The sequence below is a fragment of the Yoonia sp. genome, from assembly GCF_036007805.1.
In the GTDB taxonomy this organism is placed as follows: Bacteria; Pseudomonadota; Alphaproteobacteria; order Rhodobacterales; family Rhodobacteraceae; genus Yoonia.
In genome coordinates this window covers 1-9,915 of sequence record NZ_DASYOK010000216.1, presented here as the reverse complement: position 1 = coordinate 9,915, position 9,915 = coordinate 1, and the positions used below count along the sequence as shown (strand labels likewise).

14 protein-coding genes are annotated in these 9,915 nt (G+C 61.1%); 4 read left to right on the top strand and 10 right to left on the bottom strand.

The features are described 5' to 3' along the window. From VGP75_RS12075 to VGP75_RS12045, 7 genes are all read right to left on the bottom strand, one after another. Positions 1 to 411 (bottom strand): DUF6441 family protein (locus VGP75_RS12075; RefSeq protein ID WP_327543903.1); only part of this gene is annotated, 411 nt, incomplete at its 3' end. Continuing rightward, positions 408 to 719, bottom strand: a complete 312-nt coding sequence (locus tag VGP75_RS12070; protein ID WP_327543902.1) for a head-tail joining protein — start codon at positions 717 to 719, stop codon at positions 408 to 410. The genes VGP75_RS12075 and VGP75_RS12070, both read right to left, overlap by 4 nt. Beyond that, positions 719 to 1,723 (bottom strand): major capsid protein, encoded by a 1,005-nt coding sequence (locus VGP75_RS12065; RefSeq protein WP_327543904.1) that lies wholly within the window; start codon positions 1,721 to 1,723, stop codon positions 719 to 721. Before VGP75_RS12065 ends, VGP75_RS12070 begins: the two co-directional genes overlap by 1 nt. A gap of 56 nt (positions 1,724 to 1,779) precedes the next feature. Beyond that, on the bottom strand, positions 1,780 to 2,151 hold the full coding sequence (locus VGP75_RS12060) for a head decoration protein (RefSeq protein ID WP_327543901.1): 372 nt from the start codon (positions 2,149 to 2,151) through the stop codon (positions 1,780 to 1,782). Between the two features lie 6 nt (positions 2,152 to 2,157). Continuing rightward, a complete protein-coding gene (locus VGP75_RS12055) occupies positions 2,158 to 3,204 on the bottom strand; it encodes a head maturation protease, ClpP-related (RefSeq protein WP_327543900.1) in 1,047 nt (348 codons plus the stop codon). Between the two features lie 4 nt (positions 3,205 to 3,208). Continuing rightward, positions 3,209 to 4,708, bottom strand: coding sequence for a phage portal protein (locus VGP75_RS12050; protein WP_327543899.1), 1,500 nt, complete (start codon positions 4,706 to 4,708; stop codon positions 3,209 to 3,211). A gap of 3 nt (positions 4,709 to 4,711) precedes the next feature. Continuing rightward, positions 4,712 to 4,927: a phage head-tail joining protein gene (locus tag VGP75_RS12045; RefSeq protein ID WP_327543898.1), complete on the bottom strand. Its 216-nt coding sequence runs from the start codon at positions 4,925 to 4,927 to the stop codon at positions 4,712 to 4,714. A 52-nt stretch (positions 4,928 to 4,979) separates the two neighbouring features. Between VGP75_RS12045 and VGP75_RS12040 the strand changes: the two genes are divergently transcribed. Both VGP75_RS12040 and relB read left to right on the top strand, forming a co-directional pair. Beyond that, a complete protein-coding gene (locus VGP75_RS12040; RefSeq protein WP_327543897.1) occupies positions 4,980 to 5,321 on the top strand; it encodes a type II toxin-antitoxin system RelE/ParE family toxin in 342 nt (113 codons plus the stop codon). Continuing rightward, positions 5,318 to 5,608: a type II toxin-antitoxin system RelB family anti-toxin transcriptional regulator gene (relB, locus tag VGP75_RS12035; RefSeq protein WP_327543896.1), complete on the top strand. Its 291-nt coding sequence runs from the start codon at positions 5,318 to 5,320 to the stop codon at positions 5,606 to 5,608. The genes VGP75_RS12040 and relB overlap by 4 nt, the downstream gene beginning before the upstream one ends. On the opposite strand, the gene VGP75_RS12030 is transcribed toward relB, so the two are convergent. Genes VGP75_RS12030 through VGP75_RS12020 form a run of 3 tightly spaced genes read right to left on the bottom strand, consistent with a single transcriptional unit; the run spans position 5,609 to position 9,270 of the window. Continuing rightward, positions 5,609 to 8,275: a terminase gpA endonuclease subunit gene (locus VGP75_RS12030; RefSeq protein WP_327543895.1), complete on the bottom strand. Its 2,667-nt coding sequence runs from the start codon at positions 8,273 to 8,275 to the stop codon at positions 5,609 to 5,611. Next, positions 8,232 to 8,753 carry a phage terminase large subunit family protein gene (locus VGP75_RS12025; protein WP_327543894.1) on the bottom strand — a complete coding sequence of 174 codons (522 nt, stop codon included), beginning with the start codon at positions 8,751 to 8,753 and terminating at the stop codon, positions 8,232 to 8,234. The genes VGP75_RS12030 and VGP75_RS12025 overlap by 44 nt, the downstream gene beginning before the upstream one ends. Continuing rightward, positions 8,689 to 9,270: a terminase small subunit, Nu1 gene (locus VGP75_RS12020; RefSeq protein WP_327543893.1), complete on the bottom strand. Its 582-nt coding sequence runs from the start codon at positions 9,268 to 9,270 to the stop codon at positions 8,689 to 8,691. Before VGP75_RS12020 ends, VGP75_RS12025 begins: the two co-directional genes overlap by 65 nt. A gap of 114 nt (positions 9,271 to 9,384) precedes the next feature. Here VGP75_RS12020 and VGP75_RS12015 point away from each other — a divergent pair, with 114 nt between their 5' ends. Both VGP75_RS12015 and VGP75_RS12010 read left to right on the top strand, forming a co-directional pair. After that, complete coding sequence (locus VGP75_RS12015; protein ID WP_327543892.1) at positions 9,385 to 9,567, top strand: hypothetical protein; 183 nt, start codon at positions 9,385 to 9,387, stop codon at positions 9,565 to 9,567. Positions 9,568 to 9,578: 11 nt separating this feature from the next. Then, positions 9,579 to 9,797 carry a hypothetical protein gene (locus VGP75_RS12010; RefSeq protein ID WP_327543891.1) on the top strand — a complete coding sequence of 73 codons (219 nt, stop codon included), beginning with the start codon at positions 9,579 to 9,581 and terminating at the stop codon, positions 9,795 to 9,797. The last annotated feature ends 118 nt before the right edge of the window (positions 9,798 to 9,915 follow it).

The following is a 9,915-nucleotide window of genomic DNA, read 5'->3' as shown; positions in this document are numbered from 1 at the left end:
CCTAGGTCGATACACAAACCGAAGCCGCAGCCCGCGCCGCCGCTCCCATTCGCCAGGCTTCAGCGCCTTACCGCGGGCGCCTTTGCCGGCCGCGGGTGTCGGGATCGCAAGCCAGAACCCGTTTTTCGAGCGGATCAATGGTCCCGTGTCATGTGCGCTGACAATCACGGGCGCGTTGGACCAGACCAGTGCTGCTGCTTTCAAGCTTTCGCCAGCTTTGGGATAGGTTTGGCTCCGGATCGAATTCGACAATCGCCGACCGAGGCCTGCTTGCGTGATCTGCCCGCGCCATGAGATTTTCAGGTCCGTGCCAGCCTCACGCATCGCGGCACTCACGGCCTTTTCGCCAGCTTTAATCTCGGCCACCATGACAGAAACGAGATCGGGACTGATGTCGAGACCGAGCCTCATGCCGGACACAACTCAAGCGTCCAGACCAGCCGCTCGCGGTCGCGCCGCGGTTCGCCTTGGATCAGAAAGGTTTCATCCCCAATCAAGATCTGCTCCTGCGGGCGGGGATCAGGAATATCCACCACCCGGACATCGATCCGGGTGGTGTCAGAAAGTAGCCGCGCCGATCCAAACTCGGTGATCTCATCTGGCCGGCGCAGAATGCCCTGCGCGCGCGTAAACTGACCCTCACCGTCTCGGTGCCATATCTCGACAGCAATGTTCGGATCAACAAACAGCACCCCCAACGCGTCAGCAAAGGCGGTCATCACGTCCGCTTTGCAGTGCGAAGAACCTGCGGCCGCGTGCAAATCGGCAGCGGGTTGCTTTCAATCTCGAGCCGCACCCATTCATCACGGTCGCGATCCGGGATCATGCGGGCATAAAGCGGCAGGCCGAGCGTATTGACCGTCTCGAAGGTATCCGCAGGCGCGTAGTAGATCTCGAAAAGCCCCTCGACACCCTCAGGGTAGAAGTATGCTTTGTCAGTCGGCACACCGAAGCCGAGACCACCGCGATACCGGCGGAAAGTAATGCCCCCAAAGCTGACCTCTTCGCCCACGCGGCCGCGCAAATCTGCAGCAGCTGCCGTGTTGAGATAGGTCTCGCGCACCTCCTTGTGGGCCACCAAATCCGCAAAGAACGCCGAGCCGCATTCGGCGCGCAGTTGGATCTGCCCCGCGGCAAGACCGCCAAGGCTGTCCTCGACACTTTCAATCAGGCTCTGGCAGCGTTTGCGCAGGGCCCCCGAGCCAGGTGACTGGTTATCAAGATCAAAATCAACCTCAGCGGCCGGCGTAATTCCAAACTCGGTGTAGTAATTGGCCACAGTGGCCCCATCGCGCGGGTCCTTCACCACGCCCTGAATGCCGTTAAAGAGGTGGAACTCGAACGTCGCCTCGGCATCGTTGCGCAACCGCGCCATCTTGCGCACCACCTCAGTTTGCACCTGCTGGGTTGCGGTCTCGGAGCCAAAGTCACGGATCGCCTGGATTTCAGAGGCCCAGAGCACATCCTGCTTTTTGAACTGGCGGCAGACAAAGGCACGCATATCGCGCCGTTCGGGCACCTGTTGCTCATAGGCCGAGCCGCGTTCCGAGAACGGGATCAGCTGCAGCGTGCCATCGCGGCTTTCGATCATCACGGTGCGGCTGCGCACACCGCGGCTGCCAAAGAGGGAAGCTCCCGACAGGATCGCCGGTTTGAAGGGAATGTTTTCGAGCGCGCGGGTCAGCTCGATAATGGAGAAGGCATCGCCTTCAAAGATGTCCATGGTGGCCACAGGGAGCCTCCTTTATATTTAACGGGAACAGGGAAAGCTGCGCGCGATCAGCGCAGGATGATGCCAAGAGCGGCCAGTGCCGTAGTGGCGGTTGTGATCTGGGCCTCGGTTGCACCCTCGGGCCAGACAATCTCATGGCGGTTTACGATGGCGGGGCCGCGGATGAGCGCCACACCGGGGGTATCCGCATCCGTGGCATCAGCCGCACCCCACAGGAGACCAGCGGCATTCTGGCTGCCGTTTGAAGCAGTGGGTGCGAGGCCCGTGTATTTACCACCTGTCGTGATCTTGCCCAGCACGGTGCTCGGCGCAAGCTGGCCTGCGCCGGACGCAAGCGTGACAGTTTCGCGGGTGTAGTCGCGCAAGACTTCCCAAACGAGGAAGCCGCCGTGATGCGGTCCTTCGGTCAATTTTTGCATGGGAGATTATCCTTTCAATTTGAAGGTATGGGCGATGACATCGCCCCAGGGGCGCGCCGTAGGGTTAGGCCCAGGTTGTGGGTGATGAGGGCTGATCTGCGGTGCAGCCTGAGCTTTGGCGGCTAGCAGGCTGGCACGCACCGCATCGAGACTGGCGTCCTCTTCCAAAAACCGCCCAGCCATTTGTGGCTGACCAGCCAGGCGGCAGAGGTCGATGATGGAGCGGGCATGGGCAATGGCCTCGGTGCGGATGGCGATGGCCTCCGGAGCAGTGTTCGCGACTGCAACACTGCTCTCGGACAGGCTGGATGGGCGGGTGTTTCCGACGGGAACACCCGAACCTGCCCCATCCTCGCCAGAAAGGGTGACAGCATTTGACGCAGCTTCACCCGTCAGGGGCTTGACATGGCCAAGATCACCATCGTCGGCGTCGCCGTTGGAATGGTCATCGCGTTCACCCGCCGCTTCGGCCAACTCAGGCGGGGCATTGAGGAACCTTGCCACATCGAAGGAGGCGGCGAGTTTCACAGGCTCGGCAATGCGGTCGATAAACCCGAGATCCAGTGCGTCCTTTGCATCAAGCCAGGTCTCGGCCGCCATCAATGTGGCAATTTCGTCGTCGGCTTTACCCGATTTCGCGGCATAACCCTGGATCAGGCTGCCTTTGACTTTGTCGAGCGCCTCGGCCGTGGCGCGCATGTCTTCGGCCGTGCCCATGACCAAGCCGCTCGGATCATGGATCATCAGGAAGGCGTTCTCGGGCATGACGATCTCATCGCCCGCCATGGCAATGTAGCTCGCAGCCGAAGCGGCAATGCCATCGATCCAGACGGTGATCCCGCCGGGGTGCCGCTTGAGCGCATTGTAAATCGCCACCGCGTCAAAGACCGAGCCGCCGGGGCTGTTGAGGCGCAGATCAATCGCCGCATCGTCGGGAAGCGCGCCGAGTTCGGCCAGAAAGCCTTTCGCCGTGACGCCATAGGCGCCGATTTCGTCATAGATCAGCACTTCCGCACCCGTTGCCCGGGCACGGATCGTATACCAAGTATTCATGGTGTCACTCCTGTTTGGATTGAGCGGCGAACCCGTCGCCTTTGTCATCTGGCTCCGGCGTCTGGCTCGGTGTCGCCCGCGCACCTTGCGTCTCGCCAGGGCTGGTGCGGTACACGAGCCCCAACTGCTTGGTGCGCGCAGCATCGGCTGCGTTTTCGCGATCGACCTCTTCGACATCATAGCCGGTGGCTTCGACCACCTTGCGCCGCGATGTGATACCCGCCTCCATGGCTAGAACTTGCGCTTGAATGTCTTTGAGCGGATCGACCCAGTCCCACCGTGGTGGGATCCATTGCACCATGCGCGCAGCCGCAGGGTCCGCGAGATCCAAGCGGCCTGCCAGTTGCGCCGTGTCCAGCCAGCGACGCCAGATCGGACGGCAAAGCTGATGCGCAATCACCCCGTGCTGCAATTGCTGCACGCGACGGCGGAATTCGACAAGTTCGGCCCGCAGGCTCGAATAGTTGGCCTGGCGCACATCGCCGGTGACCAAGTGGTAAGGCAGTCCTAATGACGCGGAAACTGCCAGTAGCGTGCGATACTGGAACGCCTCGTAACCACCACCGACATCTGCGGGGCTTGAGAACGTCACATCCTCGCCGGGTAGCAGCACCTGCATCGTGCCGGGCTCGAGGCTGGCCATCGCGGCGCCATCAAGATCGGCCTCACTCTCCCCCATCATCGGGTCTTCGGGTGCTGTCTTGGTGATGAAGCCTGCGAACATCGCCGCCGTTTTCTTGCGATCAAGTTCTGCGTCGTCGTACTGGTCGAGCAGGAACAGCCGCACCATCGCCGGTGCCACATGCGGCAGTCCGCGGATTTGGCCTGCATCGATGGGTCGATAAATATGCAGCACGTCCTCGGCCAGAACACGCACGGTTTCCGGTATTGCGACGCGCTGGTCGGTACTGTCACCGGGATGGCTGCGGCGGAAGTGATAGGCGACACGCCGTCCGATCAGATCAAATTCGATGCCGCAGCGGATGCGGTTACCATTCGGGGCAGTCTCCGTTTTCTCGAATGGCAGCATTTCCGATTGCAGCAGCTGCATCTGCAGCGGCACCAGCAAGCCGTCCTCGGCCCGGCGGGGCCGCATCCGCACAAAACACTCGCCCGCGACGAACATCTCGCGCGCCACCATGGCCTGAAGGCCGTAAAAATCGGTCAGCCCGTCGGCGTCCGCCTCGTCGGTCCACGCCAGCCAGAGCCGCTGAACACTGTCCCGCAGACCCGCATCCTCGATCAGCGATGACGGCTTGATGCCATCGCCCACCATGTTCGACGCAAAAGCTTCGCAAGCATTCGCCGCATAACCATTAGTAACCACCAGTTCACGCGCACGGGCCAGCAGCTTTGGTCCACCAGAGGCCACCAGTGCGTTGATGTTTTCCAGCGGTGGGTTCCAGCCCCGCAGCCGGCGTTTTGACATCGCGCCTTCAAGACGTGCACGCACGGCAGCAGGACCGCCCCTTTCGGGACGACGAAACCGGTCAAACAGCCCCATGGATTACAGCCCTTTGGAAGTCGTGATGCGCACCTGACGGACAATGCGCCGCCCCTCAAGTGTGGCAATCTCACGGTCCAAGGCTTCGATAGCGCGGTCGATTTCAGCCACGCTGCGGTAATCCACCGTCTTGCCGTCATAGCTGACCCGCGCGACGCCAGAAGATCGCTGGGCCGAGAGGGCCTCGCGGCGGATACGCAGGTCTGTGATTGTTAGCATTGTCTCTCCATTGCGCCATTGACATATGCGCCATTGGCGCACATATGGAGGCATGACGCTTGTAACTGTTGCAGAAACCCCGGAATTTCAGCGCCGCGCCCGCACAATCATGACCAATGACGAGCGCATGGCACTGATCGACTACGTAGCACGCAATCCAACAGCCGGCGTCTCGATTGGCGGTGGGGTTCGTAAGTTCCGCTATGCCCGCGAGGGGTCAGGCAAAAGTGGCAGCTACAGAGTCATTCATTTCTACGCACAGGACGACAGCGTCCCAATTTTTCTGATCACCGTTTTTGCCAAAAGCGAGAAGGCCAATCTGACACAGGCAGAAACTGAAGCCGTCAAAAACCTCGGCAAACTACTTGCCGACAACTACAGGAGCCAAAAATGAGCGACGCATTTAAAAGCATCGAACAGGGTCTCAAAGAGGCCATTGCCCATGCGCGCGGCCAAACCACTATTACGGTTCACGAGATCGAAATCCCGGACGCGGACGTAAAATCCATTCGGGCGCGTACCGGCTTGTCGCAGGCCGAATTTGCCAAAAGTATCGGGGTCAAAAAAGCAACTCTGCTGAACTGGGAGCAGCATCGCCGGAGCCCTGAAGGCCCCGCTAGGGTACTGCTTGCCCTGATCGACAAAGATCCAAAGATCGTTCAGCGCACCCTGACGTCCTGATTACCCCATGTAGTTAGATCGCATTGTCCGCCGATGCGCTGACGGGCGGGATGTTGGTTTCACGAGCGCGTCGCTCGCAGGCCCATCCGGTTGGACAGCAAGCTGGCGCTCCAATTCCAACCACCGCGCCTCTGACCAGCGGTCCGCACCCGCAATCCACGCCGCCGCACGGGCATAAACCCGGCAATCCAGCGCCTCGTTGCGCTCCCGCAGTTTTTGCCATTCGAGCTTTGCAAACCCGCGCTTGTTCTTCACCGTCACCAGCTGTTCCGCGGTCAGCTGCTTGAGCCATTCGCTGTCAGCCCATGACGGCAGATGCACCGTGCCCGCCGGAAACGCAGCACCAGCTGTGATCTCTTCGGGCGTTGGGCGGTCCTGACGCAGGAAGCGATAGGTCTCGGCCTTGAATGTCGAGGTCGCCACAGACCACAGCCGCGCGCCGCGACGCAGACGCTTGCCGCCAATGGTCGCGTCCACGAAGGTCGGACCTGTCACCGGGCTCGCGCGGTTGAACCCCTCGAGGCCTTTTACTGGCGCTACCTGTGCAAAGCCTACCTGACGCGCCCATCCATAGACCGCGCTGGTTTCATAGCCGGTATCAATCGCCAGCTTTGCGATTGCGAGGTGCTGACCACTGGGATGGGACCATGTCCGCCCCAGCAGATCGCTGAGTTTCTGCCAGCACGCGGGATCGCCAGGGCCACCCTCGATCACCACATGATCAATCAGCCAGCTTTGCAGGCCACGCCCCCACGCCCAGACATCAACCTCGATCCGGTCTTTTTGCACATCGGCACCTGCGGTCAGGAACAATCCATCGGCGGGCACTGTGCCGGACCTCCATTCCTCCTTCTGCCCCTGCAGGCGCTGCCAATCAGGCGCCTCGCCGCTTTCCATCCAGGTCTCACCCAGCGAGGTGTTGATGAAGGTCTTCATCATGTCGTCCCCACCAGCCCGCGCTGACAGGAAGGTTTTGACCATCGCGGCCAACCGGACCCAAGGCGAATAGATCTCGTTCAGGTGGAACCCGGCTGTGCCCGCAAAGGGTTGCTCCGCCACCCAGTGCCCTTTTGATACCGCCGCCCAGCGGGTCTCATCGCGCCAGGCCGCATCGCACTTCACGCAATGATACCGCGCCGTGTCCGGCTTATGGCTGCCGTCCTTGTCTTTGTCCCACCGCACCTGCGGCCAGGTCAGGATTTGCGCGGTTCCACAATCGGGGCATGGCACCCAGAACCGGCGCTGGTCGCTTTCCTCAAACGCCGCCTCGATCCGGCTCGCGCCCTTGTTGGTCGGTGTCGAGACCAGCACGATCTTGCGATTCCAGAACGTCACCGTCCGCTTGCGCGCGAGATTGACCGGGTCTCCCTCGGCCCCTGCGCTGAACGGATAGCGATCGACCTCATCACATAGCAGCAAGCGGATCGGCCGGCTCGCAAGGCCAGAGGGCGCGTTGGCACCCACGATGGTCAGATGCCCGCCCGGAAAGCGCTTGTGCAGGATTTTGTTGTTGCCATCACGAGATTTCGGGTTGGCGATCTTATCCTGCAGACACGGCGTGTCCCGGGCCATCGGCGAGAACCGATCCTTCGACCAGGTTTCCGCATCCCGCTCTGTCGGCATCACCACCATAATAGGTGCCGGGTCCTGATCGATATGGTAGCCGACGCAATTATTGACCATCTCCGTATTATGCGTAGGGATCATGGTGCGACCAGCCAGATACAACCGGTTCGGGCTGTCTACCTGAATGCAACGCACCGGAACGCTCTCGACCGCCTCGACAGCGACAATGCGGCGCCGCTCGGTTTCCGTCGTCCGCCGCCCCGCGCGTGAGACCTGACGCGCGCGCTTTCTTGCCAATCGGAACACCAGCGTGTCGTCATAAATCATGAACGAGAACCGCGTCGCAGGGGTTCCAAAACGCCTTTCGCCGCCGATCACCACCGTCGGCTGTTTGTCCACGGCGGTGAACTTGATGCCCAAGGAGGCAAGAAGCTCACCGAAGCCCTTGGCCAGACGCGGATGAACCGTGATGAACTCACAGCGACCATACTCAGCGATATAGCCGTCCGTGTCCATCAGCCCCTGCAGGAGAGCCAAGCGCTGATCTATCGACGCGCGCAGGTAGGCGGGCGGAATGTGTTTGCCGGTTTCTGGCGTTTTCCGATCCTTGGCCAGCCCCATCTCCCGCAAGCGCAGGCTGAACGGCTTCCAGTCCTCCAGTACGGGATCAACTGCCGAGCCGTTTTTCCACGCCAGCGCAAACTGCCGCCCACATTCCGCGCATTGCCCATTCCCATGCCGACCCAGCACATCCATGTTGTGTCCGCGGCGACAAATGTTGTCGGGCCAAGGCAGCATAGGCTTCAGCGTCAGGATATGCGGAACCCGTTTGTCCTTCGACTTGACCTCAACCTCTATGCCGCAGGCGCGGAGATGGTCGGCGATTTCCAGATCATCCTGATGGCAGGTGATCTGTGATCCGTAGCTATGACCGTCACCAAGCCAGACGCCAAGAGCATAAGGCGGTATCGGCAGTGCCTTCTCGGGGAGTTGCAGTCCGCCAGCAACGGGAATGGCGTATCGGTTCCGTTTCTTCGAGCCAAAGTAATGGGCTGTTTCAGCAATCTCCTGTGTCGTCAGAACTGCACGGTGGATCGTCATGGAACAGGTCCCTCATCGCATCCTGCGCGCGCACTCGTGTGTCGCTGTCCACCGCCCAGAGATGATCGGCATCGGCGATGATCGCGCTTCCGTCTGAAAACCGCACCCGGTAGCAGCGTCGGTTGCGCATCACATCAGTTGCGCCCGTGACGCGGCAAGGCGCGCCGGTTTCATCAAAAAGAATGTCGCCGACCTGCACATCGCCCATCGTGGTCCAACCTGTCGGTGTCGCCAGCGGCGTGTCCAGTGCCAGCGCTTTGCCCACCTGTGAACTAGACATGATGACGACGGTTTCCGTCCCCGCGTCAGAGACCGCCTCCATGATGCCGCGCTGGTATTCTGCCCGGCTGGTACGCCACTGGCCTGGTTCAGCGCTGGCCTCAGAGCTCAGCCGCCTGTTCTGATCCGCCCAGTCACTGATCGACAGATCCGGCGGTGGTTTGAGCACCGCCAGCGCGGCTTTCACCGTCTTTTTCAAGATTGGTGAGCCCTTCAGAGTGAGCATGCTCCGCAAGGTCAATGTCTGTCTCGAGTTCGATTTCTGGCTGCGCGAGATCATCGAGCACCTCGCGGATGGCGGCGCGGATCAGGTTCCGGGTGTCTCCGACGGTGGATTGGTCAAAAGCCTGTGGCGCCAGCCGGTCAGGCAGCGACAACAGGCGGGTTCTCAAAAGTGCCAGCACGGCGATCCACGCTGCCTCGATCTGGTCGGCGGCAATGAGCGATCGTCGCTTTTCCTCTGCTTCCATCTCGGACAAATCAGCGCGTGCTCGGATAAACCGTGCCCGTTCGGCGGCATAGTCTGGCGCACCGGCCTGGGCTTTCAACGCCTGGTCGCGCAGGTAGCGCACGTAGCCGCGCACCGACCCGATCAGATCATACTGCCCGCGCTCCGCCTTGGGGATCACGCCCTCGCGGCTGAGCTGCTGAACCCGCCGCTCCGACAGATCAAGCAGCTTGGCGATCACGCCGATGGGTTGGATGGCTGATGACATAAAGTAATCCTACCGCCCTGATTAAAGCCATGTCATTGCTGCGATTATACTGGATAGAGCGCCCGAGTAGAGCGAACCTGATTGCATCAACCGACGCAGCCAGGAGCCACCCAGATGACCATTGCAGAGCGCTACAACGCTGAGGCCCACCGCCTGCTGCCACACATGGCGGACAGCCTCGCGGTCGACCCATCGATCACCTGCGCCGGCCAGATCGACGACATCGTCTTTCGCCGCAGCGAATACCTCGGCGGGATGGCGATCGCCATTCTGGCCATCATTGAACAGCAAGACTGAAAGGCCAGACCATGACTGCCATCACCACCATTCGCATCGACCACGCCGCACTGCCCAACCAGTTTGACCGCTCGCGCCCCAACGCCGTCGCCGAGGCGATCGTAGCCGCGCTGCGCGACGAAGGCATCAAGGCCGAAGCCTCTGATATCTTCTCGCACATCAAGATCGAACTGCCGACCACCCAGTTGGCCGCCGCCAGCGCGGTGCTGGCCGACCTGCAGCTGATTTGAAGGCGGGCAACATGAGCAAGCCAATGACCCGCCTGAACCCGATCACCACACCCCGCCATCAGCTCCGCGCCGCAAAAGCGCAACGCAACCACGAAGCAGCACTTGCCGCCTTCCTCGG